The organism is Neobacillus sp. NPDC093127, from assembly GCF_044754175.1.
Classification (GTDB): Bacteria; Bacillota; Bacilli; order Bacillales; family Cytobacillaceae; genus Neobacillus.
This window is the reverse complement of record NZ_JBIVOP010000012.1, coordinates 115,543-134,231: the sequence shown is the minus strand read 5'-3', so window position 1 is coordinate 134,231 and position 18,689 is coordinate 115,543. Positions and strand designations below refer to the sequence as shown.

18 protein-coding genes are annotated in these 18,689 nt (G+C 39.3%); 3 read left to right on the top strand and 15 right to left on the bottom strand.

All coding sequences use genetic code 11. The features are described 5' to 3' along the window. Positions 1-194: 194 nt before the first annotated feature. The 13 genes from ACIQCO_RS17055 to ACIQCO_RS16995 all read right to left on the bottom strand — a co-directional run bounded on the left by ACIQCO_RS17055 (position 195) and on the right by ACIQCO_RS16995 (position 13,864). Positions 195-620, bottom strand: a complete 426-nt coding sequence (locus ACIQCO_RS17055; RefSeq protein ID WP_400430540.1) for a DUF4395 domain-containing protein — start codon at positions 618-620, stop codon at positions 195-197. A 136-nt stretch (positions 621-756) separates the two neighbouring features. Next, positions 757-1,521 carry a type I 3-dehydroquinate dehydratase gene (gene aroD / locus ACIQCO_RS17050; RefSeq protein WP_400430539.1) on the bottom strand — a complete coding sequence of 255 codons (765 nt, stop codon included), beginning with the start codon at positions 1,519-1,521 and terminating at the stop codon, positions 757-759. 15 nt (positions 1,522-1,536) lie between these two features. Then, positions 1,537-2,073, bottom strand: a complete 537-nt coding sequence (locus tag ACIQCO_RS17045) for a shikimate kinase (RefSeq protein WP_400430538.1) — start codon at positions 2,071-2,073, stop codon at positions 1,537-1,539. Between the two features lie 229 nt (positions 2,074-2,302). Beyond that, positions 2,303-3,202, bottom strand: coding sequence for a nickel transporter permease (gene nikC, locus ACIQCO_RS17040; RefSeq protein ID WP_400430537.1), 900 nt, complete (start codon positions 3,200-3,202; stop codon positions 2,303-2,305). A 14-nt stretch (positions 3,203-3,216) separates the two neighbouring features. Further along, positions 3,217-4,224: an ABC transporter permease gene (locus ACIQCO_RS17035; protein WP_400430589.1), complete on the bottom strand. Its 1,008-nt coding sequence runs from the start codon at positions 4,222-4,224 to the stop codon at positions 3,217-3,219. Positions 4,225-4,300: 76 nt separating this feature from the next. Then, on the bottom strand, positions 4,301-5,917 hold the full coding sequence (locus tag ACIQCO_RS17030; protein ID WP_400430536.1) for an ABC transporter substrate-binding protein: 1,617 nt from the start codon (positions 5,915-5,917) through the stop codon (positions 4,301-4,303). A 47-nt stretch (positions 5,918-5,964) separates the two neighbouring features. Continuing rightward, positions 5,965-6,933: an ABC transporter ATP-binding protein gene (locus ACIQCO_RS17025; RefSeq protein ID WP_400430535.1), complete on the bottom strand. Its 969-nt coding sequence runs from the start codon at positions 6,931-6,933 to the stop codon at positions 5,965-5,967. After that, entirely contained in the window at positions 6,914-7,927 is a 1,014-nt protein-coding gene (locus ACIQCO_RS17020) for an ABC transporter ATP-binding protein (protein ID WP_400430534.1), read from the bottom strand. The genes ACIQCO_RS17025 and ACIQCO_RS17020 overlap by 20 nt, the downstream gene beginning before the upstream one ends. 194 nt (positions 7,928-8,121) lie before the next feature. Continuing rightward, positions 8,122-8,886 (bottom strand): MerR family transcriptional regulator, encoded by a 765-nt coding sequence (locus tag ACIQCO_RS17015; protein WP_400430533.1) that lies wholly within the window; start codon positions 8,884-8,886, stop codon positions 8,122-8,124. A gap of 112 nt (positions 8,887-8,998) precedes the next feature. Further along, on the bottom strand, positions 8,999-9,748 hold the full coding sequence (locus tag ACIQCO_RS17010; RefSeq protein WP_400430532.1) for an ABC transporter ATP-binding protein: 750 nt from the start codon (positions 9,746-9,748) through the stop codon (positions 8,999-9,001). Then, positions 9,745-10,896: an ABC transporter permease gene (locus ACIQCO_RS17005; RefSeq protein WP_400430531.1), complete on the bottom strand. Its 1,152-nt coding sequence runs from the start codon at positions 10,894-10,896 to the stop codon at positions 9,745-9,747. Before ACIQCO_RS17005 ends, ACIQCO_RS17010 begins: the two co-directional genes overlap by 4 nt. Then, positions 10,893-12,050 (bottom strand): ABC transporter permease, encoded by a 1,158-nt coding sequence (locus ACIQCO_RS17000; RefSeq protein ID WP_400430530.1) that lies wholly within the window; start codon positions 12,048-12,050, stop codon positions 10,893-10,895. Before ACIQCO_RS17000 ends, ACIQCO_RS17005 begins: the two co-directional genes overlap by 4 nt. 44 nt (positions 12,051-12,094) lie before the next feature. Beyond that, positions 12,095-13,864, bottom strand: a complete 1,770-nt coding sequence (locus ACIQCO_RS16995) for a hypothetical protein (protein WP_400430529.1) — start codon at positions 13,862-13,864, stop codon at positions 12,095-12,097. 256 nt (positions 13,865-14,120) lie between these two features. Between ACIQCO_RS16995 and ACIQCO_RS16990 the strand changes: the two genes are divergently transcribed. From ACIQCO_RS16990 to ACIQCO_RS16980, 3 genes are all read left to right on the top strand, one after another. Further along, on the top strand, positions 14,121-14,492 hold the full coding sequence (locus ACIQCO_RS16990; RefSeq protein WP_400430528.1) for a DoxX family protein: 372 nt from the start codon (positions 14,121-14,123) through the stop codon (positions 14,490-14,492). 133 nt (positions 14,493-14,625) lie between these two features. Further along, on the top strand, positions 14,626-15,738 hold the full coding sequence (locus ACIQCO_RS16985) for a GIY-YIG nuclease family protein (RefSeq protein WP_400430527.1): 1,113 nt from the start codon (positions 14,626-14,628) through the stop codon (positions 15,736-15,738). Between the two features lie 279 nt (positions 15,739-16,017). Then, entirely contained in the window at positions 16,018-17,508 is a 1,491-nt protein-coding gene (locus ACIQCO_RS16980; RefSeq protein ID WP_400430526.1) for a peptide MFS transporter, read from the top strand. Between the two features lie 114 nt (positions 17,509-17,622). Here ACIQCO_RS16980 and ACIQCO_RS16975 read toward each other — a convergent pair whose 3' ends face one another. After that, positions 17,623-18,534: a Gfo/Idh/MocA family protein gene (locus tag ACIQCO_RS16975; protein WP_400430525.1), complete on the bottom strand. Its 912-nt coding sequence runs from the start codon at positions 18,532-18,534 to the stop codon at positions 17,623-17,625. Then, on the bottom strand, positions 18,527-18,652 hold the full coding sequence (locus ACIQCO_RS16970; protein WP_400430524.1) for a hypothetical protein: 126 nt from the start codon (positions 18,650-18,652) through the stop codon (positions 18,527-18,529). Before ACIQCO_RS16970 ends, ACIQCO_RS16975 begins: the two co-directional genes overlap by 8 nt. Between the last annotated feature and the right edge of the window lie 37 nt (positions 18,653-18,689).

Genomic DNA, 18,689 nt, shown 5'->3' with positions numbered 1-18,689 from the left:
CTCTTATAGTGACTGGAAGAATAAGTTCATATGACATATGTCATGTTCGAAGATGAAAAGTGAATCGCCGGATTAATGGCATAAAAAAAACGGCCTGGAAAGGACCGTTAATTTCTAATGAAATGATTTGAATGAAAATCAAACTTCTTTATTTACAACATTTGCTGCCCATATAAGTCAGTATTTATGAATGATTATCGGTTCGTTCGTCTGTAGGTATATTGCTTCCATTGGTAATGAATAAAGCAGCCAACACAAAACCCAAGGATGGCGACAAATGCTGCCACAGCAACAAGAATGGTGAACACATACCCTATAGTGTTCCACCCAAGTAAAAAGCTAACAAACCCTATTCCGAGGCAGAGAACAGCAATCTTTTGGTTAAATTGTTGCTGACCCCAATCTTCAGGAATATAAGCCCCCGGCTCTTTCCTTAAGAATAACTTTGAAAGCTGTATAATCGGATTGAATCCGAAAAAAAGCCCGATTAGCCCTGAAATAAACGGTACTAATAAAAACCACTCCAGACCGGACACCCATGTTAACAGCACACTAATCACAATAACCCATTGGTTTGTTCTTACAAGTGGACGAGGAATGGAATAATTTTTATCTGACAATCAAACCCCCACCTTTCTTATTGGAATTATATGCTTAAAACTAGTTTAACTTGATTAATTCCTTTTGTATAGGAAATGAATTTAGGAAAGGATTTGACAAAAAAAAAACACTCAGATGAGTGCCTTGCCATTATATTTATAGGTTTGAATGTATGAGGTTTAAAACCCTCCGTAACTCAGTTACGTCCACTTGCCCGGGGGCAGAAACATTTCTTGCTGCGCCAAAGGTAAGCGCTGAGCCAAATACTTCCCCTGCCAATCGGCTGATAACCCCTTTGCCAGCCATCGACATGGTAACGATTGGTCTATCAGCATACTGCTCATTCATCGTGTTAGTCGCATCTAATAGAATCAACACATCTGCTGGACTCTTTGGCATCACCGCAATTTTTGGTAAGTCTCCTCCTAATTCCTGAGCCTTCCGCAGTCGTGATACAATTTCTTCTTTTGGAGGAGTTTTGTCAAAATCATGATTGGAGAGGATAACGAACACTCCATGTTCATGAGCCAATTTGATTAGGGTTTTGACATCCTGTTCATTATGAAATAACTCTACATCAATGATATCTACAAGTCTTGTACCAGCAATTACCTTATTTAATTTAAAATAATATTCAGTGCTAATCTCTCGTTCTCCACCTTCTCCAGCACTTCGGAACGTGAAAATAAGTGGTATGTCAGCCATGATAGTCCGAATTTCTACAAGCGCATTTTCAACCTTCAGGATGTTTTCAACATGTTCAAAAAAGTCAACCCGCCACTCAATAATATCTACATTCAGCGTTTTTAGATGCTCAGCTTCTTCCTTTAGTTGCTGTAGAGTTTCCCCAACCATCGGCACACAAATTTTTGGTGCACCTTCACCGATTGTAAGCCCTCTAACTGTGACCGTTTTTTTCATCATACACCTCTTCTATCACATCAAATCAGATAATCTGCTAATAATTTGATTAGCAATCACATCTACATTCATATTATCAGTAACGACTTTCAAATGATGATTCTTATAGATTTCTTGCCTGTTATTAAATAGCTCTTCCATTTCTTTTACGGACTTCCCCTGTAAAACTGGGCGGCTATCAAGAATTAGGTCTAATCTGTCTTTCCAGCCTTCGAATGATAAGTCTAGAAAAACAACAATACTAGTAGACAAACAAACATCTCTAATTTCTTCCTGCAAAAAGGATCCGCCGCCTGGAGATAAAACCTTATTCTTTTGATTACATAAGCTAATGAGTAAGCTTTTTTCCTTTTCCCTAAAAATCTTTTCACCTAGTTTATTAAAAATTTCCGAAACCGGCATTCCATATTCCATTTCAATTTCTTCATCAACATCAATAAATTTACGCTGAAGCTTTTTAGCAACAAGCTTTCCAACGGTTGTTTTTCCAACACCCATAAAACCTATTAAAATAATATTTTTTCCTTTTAATGAAACTTCGATGTTATTCATAATAAGTAAATCCCCCTAAAGGATAAAAAATTCCAGGAAACCATGTTGAAACAATTATATTCTTTAATCGTGTTTAAAAACAATGTTTGTAGATTAAATAATCTTTCAATGAGTATAATTAAATTGAAAGACCATACCCTTTAGTTATTCTGCACCTACTTTTAGATGCAAAGTTAGAGTAATAATCCTGACCAAAAATTAAAAAAACTAGGCGGTGATCATGCACCGCCTAGTTTTTCATTTTTGGATCAAGCACATCTCTTAAGCCGTCTCCCATTAAATTAAACCCTAGCACTGTCAACATGATGGCCATCCCTGGGAAAAACAGTGTCCACGGCGCTTGGGTGATATAATTTCTGGAATCGGCAAGCATTTTCCCCCATTCCGGCTCAGGTGGCTGGGCACCCAATCCAAGAAATCCTAAAGCCGCTGCTTCAATAATCGCTGTTGCAATTGACAATGTTGCTTGGACAATGACCGGAGAAACGCTATTAGGCAAAATATGTCTGAGAAGAATTCTCGTATCCTTCATCCCAACAGCTCGAGCGGACATAATATATTCCTCTTGCTTCACACTTAAAACCTTCGATCTGACAAGCCGGCCAAAATTCGGAATATTAATAACAGCAATTGCAATTAAGGCATTTTTTAATGATGGTCCTAAAACAGAGACAACGGCAATCGCCAGTAGAATACTTGGAAACGCAAGCATGATATCAAAGATACGTGAGATGATGGTATCTACCCAGCGGCCATAGTATCCAGCCACAATTCCCAGTAAAGTCCCGATGACGACCGAGCCTAAAACCGAGAAAAATCCGACCGTTAAGGAAATTTTTGCTCCATATAAAACACGGGAAAATATATCCCTGCCAAAGTCATCTGTACCGAACCAATGCTTACTGGATGGTGCCTGCATCCGATCGGCCAATACCTGGTCTTTAAAGCTATATGGTGCAATCCATGGAGCAATGATAGCAATAATGATAAAAAAGATAACGATACCTAAGCCAATGACGGCTAATTTATTTTTATAAAATGATTGCCAGCTCTCCTTCCACGGAGATATCTGTTTTTCTTCGGCAGGTATCATCGAGATGTCTGCCGTATTTTTTGCAAGTTCAGCCACTCTAGATTCCCCCTCTATTTTGTATATTTAATTCTAGGATCGACAAAGACATATAATAAATCCACGATTAAATTAATGAAGACAAAGATGGCTGCAATGATCAAAATACCGGACTGAATCACCGGATAATCACGGTAACCGATAGCATCATATAAATATCTGCCAATTCCCGGCCAGCCAAAGATGGTTTCCGTTAGAATTGCTCCTCCTAGTAACAGCCCTGTTTGTAAACCGATAACGGTAAGAACAGGGATAATCGCATTCTTCAAGGAGTGCTTGTACACCACCCAAAACATTCTAAGACCCTTTGCTCTAGCTGTCCGAATGTAATCTGATTTCATAACCTCGAGCATTGTTGCCCGGGTCATCCTAGCGATGATCGCCATCGGGATAGTGGCAAGCGCAACACTTGGGAGGATTAAATGCTTTAAGACGGTTCCAAATTGATCAAACCTGCCTTGCATCAAGGTATCTAGTAAATAAATATTGGTAATGGCGGTAATCGGATCTCGGACATCTTCTCTTCCAGTCGTCGGCAGCCAGCCTAATTCAATCGAAAACGCCCATTGCTCCATCAGACCGAGCCAGAAGATTGGCATCGATACACCTATAAGCGCAAGGACCATGGCCACATAATCAAACCATGATTTCGAGAACCAGGCACTGATAATCCCGGCATTTACACCAACCGTGATTGCAATGACCATGGCTACGATTGTCAATTCTGCGGTTGCAGCCAAATATGGCCAAATTTCTGCGTTAATAGGACCCCTAGTCTGCAGGGAGGTCCCTAAATTCCCTTGAAGTAATGATTTAATATAATCAAAGTATTGTATGTACCATGGCCTGTCCAAACCCAATTCCCTTGTTAAATTTGCAATCGATTCGGCAGTGGCCCTTTGTCCAAGGATTACCTGCGCAGGATTCCCGGGGATTGCATGGATAATGGCAAAAACAACAAGCGTCATTCCAATTAAAACGGGTATTAACGAAAGCACACGGCGGACCGTATAAGTTAACAAGATTTTCACCTCTTTTTCAGAAGAGTTTTTCATTAATCAAAAGGGGAGGCAATGATCCCTCCCCCTTTTCCGGTTATTATTTAAATTCTACATTGCTTAAGCACTCTGAACCGGTTGGATGCGGTAAGTAGTTCTGAACATCCTTCGCTGCCGCTAACAACGGTGTAGAGTGAACAAGCGGCACCCATGGAGCATCCTCATGGATAATTTCCTGGGCTTTCTTGTAAAGCTCGTTACGCTTAGATTGCTCCGTTTCTGTTTGTGCCTCAATTAGGATTTTATGAAGCTCATCATTGCTGTAGTAGGCATAGTTGTTGCTTCCGATGCTGTCCTTGTCTAATAGAGTATAAATAAAGTTATCAGGGTCTCCATTGTCACCTGTCCAGCCAAGCATAAAGGAATCAAACTCACCTTTTCGTGCTTTTTCTAAATAGGTAGCCCAGTCAACCGATTGAATTTTCGCTTTGATCCCAATCTTCCCTAAGCTATCCTGAATAACCTCTGCAACTTTTTGCGCTTCCGGCATGTATGGACGTGCTACAGGCATTGCCCAAAGGTCCATTTCAAAGCCTTTCTCAAATCCTGCTTCTTTCAATAAAGCTTTCGCTTTCTCTAAATCAAAAGGATATTCTTGAATCGCATCATTATAGCCTTCAATGGAAGGAGGCATTGGATTTTTCGCTGCAAGTGCTTTACCGCCATAAAATGCATCAATAATCGATTTCTTGTCAATTGCATAGTTAATTGCTTGACGAACTAGCTTGTTATCTAATGGCGGACGATTTGTTGTTAAGCCAATATAACCAACGTTCATTGATGGGCGTTCAATAATTTGTAATTTGTCGTTTGCTAAAACAGTGGCTTCATCCGAGTTATTTAGTCCATCCATAACATCAATCTCACCATTTGCAAGAGCATTGAGACGCGCCGTATTTTCAGGAATGACGCGGAAGATAATTTTGTTTAACTTTGGCAGCCCTTTTTGCCAGTAGTCTGGGTTTTTCTCAATGATAATTCGATCTTTTTGTTTCCATTCAACAAATTTAAAAGGCCCTGTTCCGACTGGATGGCTTCTGAAATCATCGCCCCATTTCTCCAATGCTGCAGGACTGGCAATCGCGAACATAGACATAGCGATATTTTTTAGGAATGGTGCTTGAGGTCTTTTTAAAACGAATTGAACTGTATTCGGATCAACAGCCTTAACCTCTTTAATCACGTGGCCTTCATCTTTAATATAACCGCCAAACATCGTATAGTAAGGGAATTTATCTTCGTTCCCATTCATCCAGCGGTTAAAGTTGTAGACGACTGCATCGGCATTGAAATCAGTACCATCATGGAATTTTACACCTTTACGAAGATGAAAGGTGTACGTTAAACCATCATCTGAGGTATCCCACGTTTCAGCAAGTCCTGGTTTAATCGATGTATCCTTGTCCCCGTAAACTAACAATGTTTCAAAAATGTTAATTGTTACCTTGAACGTTTCACCTTCAGTTGTAGTAATAGGATCAAGGGAAGTGGAATCCCCGCCGCGGCCATAGACTAGTGTATCTTTTTTAGAACCATTGCTTTTGCCAGGATCCTTTTTACCGTCTGCGTCATTATTCGTTTTAGTGTTACAGCCAGCTAAAAACATGCTGATGGCTAATAGAGAAATCAACAGCATTAGTAAAGATCTTTTTTTCATTTAACTTTCTACCCCCTAATTTTTTTTATATCATAAATGCTGCTAGCTCACTCGTTATATAAGTGACAGGCAACAAAATGACCGTTAAGATTGTGTTCCGCCGGTCTAGCCGCTTTACAAATATCCATAACTTGAGAGCATCTCGTATGGAAGGCGCAACCTGAAGGTGGATTTGCAGGACTCGGCAGTTCCCCTTCTATTAAAATGGTTTTCTTCTTAACATCCGGATCTGGAACCGGTACTGCAGAAAGAAGCGCTTTCGTGTATGGGTGCTTCGGATTTTCGTAAAGCTCTTCACTTTCAGATAATTCTATTAATCTGCCTAAATACATCACGCCGACACGATCACTAATATGGCGGACTACGCCTAAATCATGAGCGATAAATATGTACGTTAGCTGAAATTCCTTCTGGATATCCTTCATTAAGTTGAGAACCTGGGCCTGGATAGAAACGTCAAGTGCTGAAACTGGTTCATCCGCGATAATTAGCTTTGGTTTCGTCATCAATGCCTTCGCAATCCCAATCCGCTGACGCTGGCCTCCGCTGAATTGGTGCGGATACCGCTTTGCATGATAGCTGCTTAAGCCGACGACTTCAAGCATCTCTCTTACCCGCTTCCGGCGTTCCTCTTTCGTACCAATCCCATGGACAATCAATGGCTCTTCTAAAATCTGCTCGACAGAATGCCGCGGGTTTAATGATGCATAGGGGTCCTGAAACACCATTTGAATATCCCTGCGCGTTTTTCTTAGCTCTGATTTTGACATGCTGCTAATCTCTTTATCTTCAAAAATAATTCTTCCGTCACTTGCCTCAATAAGGCGCATCAGCAGCCTGCCAGTCGTTGATTTTCCACAGCCGCTTTCGCCGACTATGCCCAATGTTTCTCCTTTTTTTACGTAAAAAGAAACATCATCGACTGCCTTAACTTCTCCTTGTGTCCTTCCAAAAAGACCACCGGTAATCGGAAAATATTTTTTGAGCCCATTTACCTCAAGAAGTAACTCCGACATGTTTGTCACTCTCCTCTTTCAATGTATGTAGGAAACAGCGCACTTCATGTCCGTCTTTTTCCGACTTATATAATTCTGGAGATTCTTCGTGACACTTCCCGAAAACCTCTGAGCACCGTGCGGCAAACCGGCATCCGTTCAGAATTGTTCCAGGTGCCGGGACAGTTCCGGGAATACTATAAAGCCGGTCCTTCTTTCCTCTTAAGTCAGGTACAGATTTAAGGAGACCCTTTGTATATGGATGCTGCGGATCTTTTAAAATTTTCCGGACATCACCCTGTTCAACGATTTGTCCGGAATACATAACGATCACTCGTTCACAAATTTCGGCTACAACTCCTAAATCGTGGGTAATGAGAATGATTGAGGTATTGGTTTTTTTATTCAAATCCTTCATTAAAGCGAGGATTTGCGCCTGAATGGTTACATCGAGAGCTGTTGTGGGCTCGTCTGCAATTAACACCTTAGGATTGCAAGCCATGGCCATCGCTATCATAACCCGCTGCCGCATCCCGCCCGATAGCTGATGGGGATGATCTTTAAGGATACCTTCTGCTCTCGGGATCCCGACCAGCTTCAGTAATTCAATACTCCTCACTTTTGCTTGCGCATTGGACAAATCAGTATGTAGTCGAATGGCTTCCATTAATTGATTCCCTATTGTGAACAATGGGTTCAGTGATGTCATCGGCTCCTGGAAGATCATTGAAATCTGATTTCCACGGATTTTCCGCCATTCTTTCTCGGAGATATTCTTGAGGTCTTTTCCTTCAAAAATAATTTCTCCATTCTCAATTTTTCCTGGTGGTGAAGGAATTAATCCCATGGTCGCTAAAGAGGTGACGCTCTTCCCGCTCCCGGATTCACCAACAATCCCAAGAATTTCCCCATCCTTTAATTCAAAACTGATACCATCCACTGCGGGTAAGAACTTTTTACCCGCTTGAAAGGAAACCTTTAAGTCTTTTATGCGAAGAATAGACTCTTTGTCCATATTCCCACCTGCCTGATAATTCATTTTTCCGAAATATTATAATATAGTAAATTTTAAAACTATTATGGCATATTAACTCTGATGATGCTATCGAAATTTGTCATATTTCTAAAATAATTTAAAAAGGTGCCTGACACCCTATGCGATTGCAGGGTGTCAGGCACCAATATTTTGCAGCTCCGTTTTACATGAACTTATTTTTTCATCCCAGTATAAATATGAATAGCTTCCCTTAAAAATTCTGCTGTTCCTGGCTGTTCTTTATCATAATAGGCTGTGAATCTCTCATCATCGACATACATTTGCGCGAGACCAGCATGTGCTTCTTTGCTGTATTCATTCCAATAGTAGCAAAGCCATTGCTTGTGCAGTTCGGCTGCTTTTTGAGCCAATTCACCTGCTGGATCCCCCGTTTTAAAAGCTTCAGCTAATGTTACCGTTATTTGTTCCCCAAGAGCAGTTACCTCATCATGTTGTTCTTGAGTCATATTCTGTAATTTGGCATTAGACTTATCAACCGTATCGTTGCCATACTTTTGACGTATTTCTTTCCCATATTTTTTCTCATTCTCATCAATCATTTTTTTCTTAAATCCCTCAAACTTTTCTTTATTTGACATTTCCATTCTCCCTTCCGTTAATGCGATTGTTTTATCCACATTAGCTATTAATAACTCCAGCTGCTCTTTTTTCTCAAGGAGTTTTTCACGATGTTCTCTAAGTGCGGCAGCACCATCGAAAGTAGGAGCGGTGACAATTTCCTTAATGCTATCCAAACTGACTCCTAATTCCCGATAAAATAGGATTTGCTGCAGCCGGTCAACCTCCTTCTGCCCGTAAATGCGGTATCCTGATGAATTGATTCTTGCCGGCTTAAGAATGCCAATCTCGTCATAATACCGAAGCGTTCGGGTGCTAACCCCTGCCAAACTGCCCAGCTTTTGCACTGTATATTCCATCCGAATCACCTCCCTAAACTAAACGATACACCTTTACGCAGCGTCAATGTCAACAACCATTTTGCCTTTTTTTCTGAAAAAAATTCTGCAATTAAAAGCCGCTGCCTCAAAATTATGGCAGCGGCTTTCCTAGACTCTCTTCTTGTAACAATAAATAAATTAATTCCTCGTCACTATTAGGCAAGAAACCTTTTCCTTTTACCATTTCTCTTGCCTCGGCTATTGTTCCCGAAAACTGAAGAACACCACTCTTTAAAACCCCAATCCGATTGCACAAGTAAAGAATCTCGCTCATATCGTGAGTCGAATAAACAATCGTTTTTCCGTTGCGGGCTAAATCTCTAATATACTGATTAATCTCCAGCTTTGACTGAATATCAATTCCAACGGTTGGTTCATCCATAAGCAGGATATCCGGATTATGAATTAAGGCAGCAGCGATATTTAATTTCCGTTTCATGCCACCAGATAAACTTGATACCTTTTCATTCCATTTCTCCTGTAAACGGACCGTCCTGCAAAGCTCAAAAAGTTCCTCTTTTGACACCCTTCGTTTGGAGAATTTATTCCAAAAAATCAAGTTGTCCTTTACAGTTAGATGCTCCCATAATGCGATATCCTGCGGGACATAGCCAATTTGCTCCCTGACTAGCTTTGCTTGCTTTTTCAGGTCTAAGCCATTGATTTCGACCCTGCCGGCAGCAGGCTTGGAAATCGTGGACAAAATAGATAATAACGTCGATTTTCCTGCACCATTAGGACCAAGGACTCCGAATACCTCTCCTTTTTCTATCTTCAATGTCACACCCTGCAGCGAGGGCTTTTTGCCATATAATTTACTCACATTTTCAATTTGAATCATCGCTTTATCTGTAACCTCCGAATCGCAAGCATCCATAAAACAATCGAACCAGAAACAAAAAGCGGTATTTGGATTTTCAGCTGTTGACTGCTTAATAGTAAATTCTGTGGAAAAAACACAGACAACTTCAATAGTGTAGAGGAAAATTCTTGGACAGGAAAATAGCTCCCGCCTAAAATACCAATAATAAGCATGAATAAAAAACTTACAATATAATAGCTGCCAATCTGCTTTGTAAAGCTCGCCGACCAAACGCTGAATGACATACAGATGAACAAATAAACAGCCATCAGCAACAAAAGTTCAGGCCGCAACTGGATGATATTTGTTTTTACAAATATATAAAAAGCCAGTAAAGTCTGGAAGAGATGAAAAAGAAAAAGAGCAACTGTATTTTGAATTAAATAAGACACAAGTCCATGATAGGTGCTCTGAATTCTTAAGAACAGCACACCCTTCTCCCTCACGGTCCAATCTGATGTTAAAAAGCAGCCTAGCATTGTAAAGAAAGTCCACAGCCTTAGGTATGGGGATTCCCTCAATCCCGACTTATCCACCACTGATTCTTCTACATAATGCTGCTCATACTGAATTGTCATCAACGGCTCAGGTTCCCACTGACTGTCCGTGTAGCCGTAGGCGGCATTCCAGGTTTTCGACTGGTCTATGTGAATATCTAAATTCTTGAATACCTTCACAACCCAATCGGCAGCTTTCACATCACTTGTTAATCGAGCAGTCTCACTCGCAATAACTTCTCTTACAATTCCTTCAGCCATCGAAGAAGGGGAAGTCCAAACCTCAATAATTCCTTCACGCTCGCCGTTTAACAGCCTCTTTTGGAACCCTTTTTTGATTACAAATACACTATCGACGTCATTGCGCAGCAGCAGCAGCGAAGCTTTCTCACCTGAAACCTTATAAAGATGGAGTTTGTCTTGACCCGATATTCTCTCAACTAGTAATCTTGAAAAATCCGAATGATCTTTATCAATTATGGCAATCGGGATTTCAAGTTGTTTTTGGCCTTTTTCAACCAAGTGCCCCACAATAAGCGTTAATCCCAGCGGAATGAAAAAGATCAAGACAAGGGACAACGGATGACGAAGGATCTCCCTGATTTTAAAATAGGTAATACTTAAATTCACCTTTTACACCTTCTATTGCCTGTTTTTAAATAAACGGCGCTAAAAACCAAACAGGAGATTGATATTAGCCCTAGCATTAGTATCGACTGCATGGCTGTTGAATCAAAAATAGCCCTTAATGCCCAGCTGTTTATTGTGAACATCCCCATTCGTTCCAACCAATCAGGAAAGTAGACGACAGGGATAAAATGCCCTCCGGCAACTGTTCCAATCATGATGAAGCCAATTCCGAGTAATAAAAACAATTGATCATTCGAGACTAGGACTGCAAGCATCATGAAAAAGGCGGAAAAGGTTAACACAATTAGAATGATGGACAATATGTTACCATTCTTGAGCGGTGAGCTGCGAAACGACCAGGTAATCGGCAGGGATAGTAAATAACTAATCAGTGAGACAGAAACAACCGCAGCGGCAAAACCTGCGAATTTTTCTTTCCATTCCGTTATTCCTCTAGAATTGAGCCGATTTCGAAGGGGCGCATTTATTCTTCCTCGCAGTAAAACAAGGAAGCCAAAGCTCCAGATCATGATTAAAAGAAGGTAAAATGAGAGCACATAATATTGAAGAATGTCCTGTTGAAATAGGTTTTTCTTCTCTTTCATCTCGAATATTGTTCCCCTGCCAAGGATGTGAAGCGAGAATGATAAAAGGCTTTTTTTAAACTCAGCATGGCGAACATCATCTGGAACATTTTCTTCTGCTAAAAAATGATCAATCGTATTAATTCCGCTTTGTGCAGCTGTAGTTAGTTTTGCTGCACTCTCCATTAAATGGCGGACTAATTGTGCTTGCAAGGGCCGCTCTCCATTTCCAATGACTTTTACAGGGGTGTTTAGTCCTTTTTTCACATCCCGGCTAAATCCTTCTGGAATCACAATCATCGCCGCCACCTTGTTTTTCTCCATTAGTGTCCTCGCCTTGGCATGATCAACGATTGTAACCTTCGTTACCTTTGTAAGATGGCTGTTGTCTAATAATTGCCCAATGACATACTTTGTTTCTAGTGTTTGGTCGTCATCGACAATGGCAATTTCAAAAAGCTGCACATGAGCTTCCTGGCTAAAAAGCTTGATGCAAACTAACCCTATGCCTGCAAAAAACAGCATAGGGGTTAGCAGTAATACCACGGTTGTTTTCCAAGACTGTACCAAGGTTTTTAGTTGAAAAAATAGTAAAGTGAGAAAATCCTTCATAACTAGTAATCAACAAGCCCGAAATCCTCAAATATCCCTTCCATACTGTTTTGAATTTCAAAGAGGATTTCTTCAATATCATCATCTGTTAATTCAGCTACATTTTTCCCTTCATCGGCATTTAAACTTGGAAGTTTAATAGCATCTTTTAACTTCGTTTTGGAATCCACTGTCAGAGAAATGGTTCCCGGTGAGGACACATCCTGAACATTTAGCTTAACATCGAATTTTTGATTGGAATATTTATCTTTCAGACTGATATCTTTCGTTTGATAGATACTTCCCTTGAAAGCTGGCACATTCCGAAATTCTTTCCCTCCCAGTCGAAGGTTAAAATCTCTTTCGATTGTTTGTTTATTTGCGCTCTTTCCTTTAAATACTGAGTTCATAGTGAAATCAACTTTTGATGCAACGTCTCCACTGTTTTCGAAAGTGAAAAACGCCTTTATGTTTTCTTTTCTTAAGTCTTTATCCTTTGTAATCGTATTGGTATAGCGTAATTCCATTTTTCCTTCCGCTGCATCCTTTGGAGCTATTCCGATACTTACTTCTTCAAAAGTCTTATGATTACTCATAGGAACATTTTTTGTCTCGATGGCAAACTTAGCGAACTCTTTATTTTCGCCAACGGCAAAGTTGATTTTACGGTCAATAATTTGTTTGTTTTTATCAATTAATAAGACATATTTGAAACCATCTGGATAGTTAAGCCGGTTCATTTCTTTCTTCATATCTTTTAAGCCAGAAATAAGCTCTTTTTTCACATATGCTTTATCTGTTAAATCCTTGCCAACCTGGTCATCTAATGAGGCAGCTTTAGCAACTTTCACAACCCGGTCTGTAATTAATTTTTGTAATTCATCATCTTTTATTAATTGATCTAAAAAGCTGTTCATGAAATCGTTCGTTTCTGCTGGGGAAAGTTTAAAGGTAATTTCCCGTAAGGAAAGTGATTCGCCTTCATGGTTAAACTTAACTCCTTTTTTTAGTGTAAAGTTTTCCTCTTTCATTGCGGTTAATAGGAATTTGGAGTATCGCTTTGTTAGGCTTTCTTTTTCTTTCTCGCTCAGCTTTAGTTCATTCCATTGTAAAGTATTTAATTCAAGTGTCTCTGGCCCCTGATAATACGGATTAACCATCCTCATGAACTCGCCATATTGATTAAGGTTCAAGTAAAAAAATTGGTCATATATCTTCGGTACTTTTAAACCCGCCTGTTTTTTTGTTTGTACATACTCAACATCTAATGCTTTCGTTCCATCGATATTTAGAGCAACAGTAGAATGACTTGCTTGTTTAATTGGATCCTGATCTGTTTTGATTGTAAGTGCTGACTGCTTTAATAATTCTAGTAACATTTCTTCTTGGTAACTTATATTTCCTTCATCCATATCTAGATTTCCAGAAAGCTTAATATCCGAACTAGATGGACTTTCAAGTAGCTTTTCTTGAAATGCCAAATCATCCCCATACATTGTATTCCAATCGTCAGACATTTGCTGATACGAGTTGTACTCGGAAAGTAAGAAAAGCTCTTTTGGGCTATTATTTAAGAAAAACATTCCCACTGCAGTTCCCCCGCCGATTAAAACCAATGCCGCAATAGTGATTAATACCCATTTTTTAGAGAAGTTAAATTTTGGCGTTGTTCTAGTCTCAACGTATTCTAATGAAGAAGCTGTTTCCTCCATTTGTTCAACCGGCGCGCCGCAAGAATTACAAAACCTACCTGCACCTGAAAGTTCCTTCCCGCAATTTCCGCAAAACTTCATTTCATTTCCCCCTTATTTATCTCTATTTATTACTTATGAACCACTATTTCCTTTCATTCCCATTAATATCATAAGAGAAGACGGTCTAATTCACCATAGATTCGACAAAAATAGACAATTCCCGCGGCGGAAAACTACTGATTTTGCCGAATGATCGTTATAGATTCCCATTATTAGAAATAGGTTTGCTTCATTTATGGTTTTTCAGTGCTTGCTTGTCCTATTTCTGCATACAGTTTTACAAAGGAGGACGGACATGAACATTTACACTTCTTTAGCTTCAGATAAGCTTATCCGCTATGCTGTTGCTTATGTCTTCATTACATCAGGATTGATGAAATTAATCAGTGCTGAATTAGCTAATAGTTTTATGAGCTTAGGACTTCCCCATCCACAAATAATGCTTAAGCTTGTAATATTGCTGGAGATAGGGTGTGGAATTCTAATACTGGTTAATAAAGCGGTTAAAAACGCAGTAATTCCTTTAATTGCCATTATGATTGCGGCACTTCTCTTAACAAAAATTCCAACGCTGCACACTGGCTTTGTTCAATTCGCTTTTAACGCTCGGTTAGATATTGTTATGCTAGTTTTACTAATAATTCTATATAAACGATATCCAAAATAAGAAGAATGAAAAAAAGGACCATTCCATACACTGCACCGTTACAAGGCAGTTTATGGAATGGTCCTTTGAAGTTCTGCAGCATACTTTGTGGTAAAATAATAAAGATTTAAGCTATAGGAAGGGAAGTTTTCCTATGAATGTAAAAGACAAAGTAAAAAATCTGCCCGCATCCCCCGGTGTTTACCTGATGAAAGATTCTTCTGCTAGAATCATTTATGTGGGGAAAGCAAAAAATCTTAAAAACAGAGTACAGACCTACTTTCAAAATTCCAAGGCCCATTCGCAAAAGATTAAAAAACTGCAAGCAAACATTAGCGATTTTGAAATTATCCTCACAGATACAGAATTTGAAGCCTTTTTATTGGAATGTAAACTAATTCAAGAAATGAAACCATTATTTAATAAAAAAATGAAAAATCCACAATCATACGCCTATATCCTAATAAATATGAACGAAGACACGTCAAAACTAGAAATAAGCAATAGTCCCGAAAAGACGGGCTATCTATCATTTGGGCCATTTTCCAGCAAACATTCAGTAGAAAAAGCCGTTCAAGGACTCAAAGAATTCTATCAAATAAGCTGCAACAGTCCTGCAAATAAGAACAGTCCATGTTTGAATTTTTCCTTAGGATTGTGTATTGGGATGTGCACTGGGGCTCCTCAAGCAATTGCCCAATACAATAGCATACTGAATAAAATCATCGCTTTGCTGAAAGGTACCGACACAAGTATTCTTGAAGAAATCAAACAAAAAATGTCACTTGCAGCCGAGGAATTTGATTTTGAGACCGCTGCGAAATATCGAAATTACCTCGAAGCCTTAAACTTTCTTATCAAAAAAGAGGCTGTTATTGGTTTCACTGAAGCAAATAAAAATATCGCTGTGATAGAACCGTTAACTGATGACACTATTAAATTATTTCTGATAAAGGGAAACGAAGTTCTATATAGCCATATATATGTATTGGCGAACTCAGATTTAGAGCAGCTGATTAATAAGCTAAAGAATGCTATTTTGACCTATTTTAACCCTAAGACACACCATTTATCGCAAAAAGTTAGCAAGAATGATCTAGATAAAGCCCAGATTATCCATAGCCATTTAAAAAGCAGTAATTGCAGCTATCGAATTATTCCCCAAAAATGGATAAAGACAAGGGATTCTGCCAAAATAGCTGAAGCCTTAACCAAAACCATGGGTAAATTGAAAACAAGGTTAGAAAAAACCAATCTCTTCTCATAATTATTATGCCCTCGTTTGCAAATCAGACGAAGGGCTTTTCGTGTTTCCAATAATCTAGTATTTTACAGATTTCTAATTCTTTTTATCTATTTAGAGTGAATAATTAGCCATTTTAGAATTAATTTACTATTTCAAAAAAACTTTCTTTTTAATTGAAATTTTTTCGAAACCTCAGTAAAATCAACGTTTGTAAGCGCTTAACTCTATTTTACCAAAAAATTAGTTTTGACAATCCAAAACCCTAATAAGTATTATAAAATAATAAGAGGAGGTTGGATTATGTCAAATATAAATAGGCAGAAAATTGTGGATAGTGTACCGCAATCAGGATTTTTTGGTCATCCAAAAGGATTGTTCACACTTTTCTTTACAGAATTCTGGGAGCGTTTTTCTTATTATGGAATGCGGGCAATTCTTGTATTCTATATGTACTACGAAGTTTCAAAAGGCGGCTTGGGTCTTGACAAAACCCTTGCACTTTCAATCATGTCGATTTACGGATCACTTGTTTACATGTCCGGAATCATTGGCGGCTGGTTAGCTGACCGAGTTTTCGGTACTTCGAAGGCAGTGTTTTACGGTGGAATATTGATTATGTTCGGTCACATTGTCCTAGCCATTCCTGGCAGTGTCAGCATGTTCTTCGTATCCATGGTATTGATTGTCCTTGGTACAGGATTGCTGAAGCCAAATGTTTCTAGTGTTGTCGGCGAAATGTACAGCGAACAAGACAATCGCCGTGACGCAGGTTTTACCATTTTCGTTATGGGGATCAACTTGGGAGCATTTATCTCTCCAATAATTGTTGGATCAGTAATGAAATATAGCTTCCATATAGGTTTTGCTATTGCCGCAGTCGGTATGTTTTTAGGACTAGTAATGTTTGTTTTAACAAAGAAGAGAAACCTTGGCCTTGCAGGTACAATAATAGCAAATCCAATGTCACCATCTGAAAAGAAAAAAACATTTACTATTTTTGGAATAAGTGTAGTAATTCTTGCTATTTTATGTGCTGTTTTAATCCCAGCAGGACTACTGACGTTTAAAACCTTTATTAACCTAGTGACAATTCTTGGTTTCTTGATTCCAATTATCTATTTCGTTGTCATGTATCGCAGCCCGAAAACAACAGCTGTCGAACGTTCACGTGTTATTGCTTATATACCGCTATTTATTGCATCGGTAATGTTTTGGTCGATTCAAGAGCAAGGCTCAACTATTCTTGCCAATTATGCGGATGAACGTACTCAATTAGATTTTGCAGGAATCCATATTTCACCGGCATGGTTTCAATCATTAAACCCATTATTTATTATCATTTTTGCACCAATATTTGCTTGGTTATGGGTTAAGTTGGGGAAACGCCAGCCAACGATTCCGCAAAAGTTTTCGTACGCTCTGCTATTCTCAGGGGTATCATTCTTAGTGATTTTACTGCCAGCTTACCTTGGCGGTTCAAATTCTTTAGTAAATCCTTTATGGCTTGTTCTTAGTTATTTAGTTTGTGTATTCGGGGAATTATTATTATCACCTGTAGGTTTATCAGCGACAACAAAATTAGCACCTGCTGCCTTCTCAGCACAAACGATGAGCTTATGGTTCTTATCAAATGCTGCTGCACAAGGGCTTAATGCACAACTCGTTAGATTTTACAAACCTGAAACGGAAATGACCTATTTTGGTGTGATTGGTGGAGCTTCCATCGCGCTTGGTATTTTGCTATTTATGCTATCACCTAAAATTCAAGGCTTCATGAAGGGTGTTCGCTAAGAAAAAAAAGATGCCTGCCCCCATTAAAAGGATGGAGGCAGGCACTTTTTTTATTAGCATTCAACAGGCCGGCTTTGTTAGCCGCCATACTTTTACATTTCAACTAAGACAAAATTAGTTTTTCTCTGTTAATGTTGCTATTATTTTTTCGCAGATTTCATGGGTCTCTAATGCGTCCGCAGCTGAGATCATCGGCAAGCTATTTGTTTGAACAGCTTGAATGAAATCCGCAGCCATTTGCTCAAAGCCCCGTTTCCTTAAGGTTGATTCCCAGTCACTGCCCCGGACCTCGATATTTTCTATGTCTTTTGATATCATCAGCTGTGAGACATTAGAAACGGTTCTTTTCTCCATTGGACCCATGACCTGAGCAACTTCTTCGTTCGTCCCATTATCACGATTCATAATTCCGACTGCTGTTGCCCCTTTAGAAATAAACTGAATGACCACGTGGTAAAGTGTGTCGCCTTCCATACGGCCGTTCACGAGAAGCTCTTCGATTGGGTGGGGAAATAAATATCTCAGCGTATCCACGACATGAATAAAATCATCAAAAATAAAGGTCCTTGGCTCACCCGGAAGACCTTTGCGGTTTTTCTGGACAATTACCATATTTGGATTGGCGACTTCCTTTAGTTTCAGGTAAGAAGGTGCATACCTGCGATTAAAGCCAGTCATCAGAATAAGACCTTTCTCTTCCGCAAGTTCGACAAGTCTTTTCGCACCCTCAAAATGGTCAGTAATCGGCTTATCGACAAACACATGAATACCACGGTCAAGGAGCCTCCGAACAATTTCCTCATGCGAAGCTGTCGCCGAATGGACGAAAGCACCTACAATGCCGCTTTCAAGCAATGACTCAAAATCAAAATGAAGATGGTCAAAACGGTATTGTCCTCCAATAGACCTTAGCTTCTCTTGATTTCTTGTATATAAATGAAATTGAACATCTTTTATACGACTGTAGACAGGCAGATAAGCCTTTTGCGCAATATCTCCAAGTCCGATAACCCCAAATTTAATCATTGAAAAACCCCCATTTCTTTTCGCCATTATCTCCATTCTTACCATACACCTTTGGAACTTGAACTACCATATTAAATAATAAAAGCTGTGGGATCACTTGCATCCACACAGCTTCCATTTATTGCTCTTTGCTTCCATTCAGCTCATCTATCAGT

What these genes read in the sequence shown, in the direction of transcription:
- ACIQCO_RS17030 (WP_400430536.1), bottom strand. Translation starts at nt 5,917, where the DNA reads ATGAAAAAAAGATCTTTACTAATGCTGTTGATTTCTCTATTAGCCATC.
- ACIQCO_RS16980 (WP_400430526.1), top strand. Translation starts at nt 16,018, where the DNA reads ATGTCAAATATAAATAGGCAGAAAATTGTGGATAGTGTACCGCAATCA.
- ACIQCO_RS16995 (WP_400430529.1), bottom strand. Translation starts at nt 13,864, where the DNA reads ATGAAGTTTTGCGGAAATTGCGGGAAGGAACTTTCAGGTGCAGGTAGG.
- ACIQCO_RS17010 (WP_400430532.1), bottom strand. Translation starts at nt 9,748, where the DNA reads ATGATTCAAATTGAAAATGTGAGTAAATTATATGGCAAAAAGCCCTCG.
- ACIQCO_RS17020 (WP_400430534.1), bottom strand. Translation starts at nt 7,927, where the DNA reads ATGGACAAAGAGTCTATTCTTCGCATAAAAGACTTAAAGGTTTCCTTT.
- ACIQCO_RS16990 (WP_400430528.1), top strand. Translation starts at nt 14,121, where the DNA reads ATGAACATTTACACTTCTTTAGCTTCAGATAAGCTTATCCGCTATGCT.
- ACIQCO_RS16985 (WP_400430527.1), top strand. Translation starts at nt 14,626, where the DNA reads ATGAATGTAAAAGACAAAGTAAAAAATCTGCCCGCATCCCCCGGTGTT.
- aroD (WP_400430539.1), bottom strand. Translation starts at nt 1,521, where the DNA reads ATGAAAAAAACGGTCACAGTTAGAGGGCTTACAATCGGTGAAGGTGCA.
- ACIQCO_RS17025 (WP_400430535.1), bottom strand. Translation starts at nt 6,933, where the DNA reads ATGTCGGAGTTACTTCTTGAGGTAAATGGGCTCAAAAAATATTTTCCG.
- ACIQCO_RS17045 (WP_400430538.1), bottom strand. Translation starts at nt 2,073, where the DNA reads ATGAATAACATCGAAGTTTCATTAAAAGGAAAAAATATTATTTTAATA.
- ACIQCO_RS16970 (WP_400430524.1), bottom strand. Translation starts at nt 18,652, where the DNA reads ATGGAAGCTGTGTGGATGCAAGTGATCCCACAGCTTTTATTATTTAAT.
- ACIQCO_RS16975 (WP_400430525.1), bottom strand. Translation starts at nt 18,534, where the DNA reads ATGATTAAATTTGGGGTTATCGGACTTGGAGATATTGCGCAAAAGGCT.
- ACIQCO_RS17015 (WP_400430533.1), bottom strand. Translation starts at nt 8,886, where the DNA reads ATGGAATATACAGTGCAAAAGCTGGGCAGTTTGGCAGGGGTTAGCACC.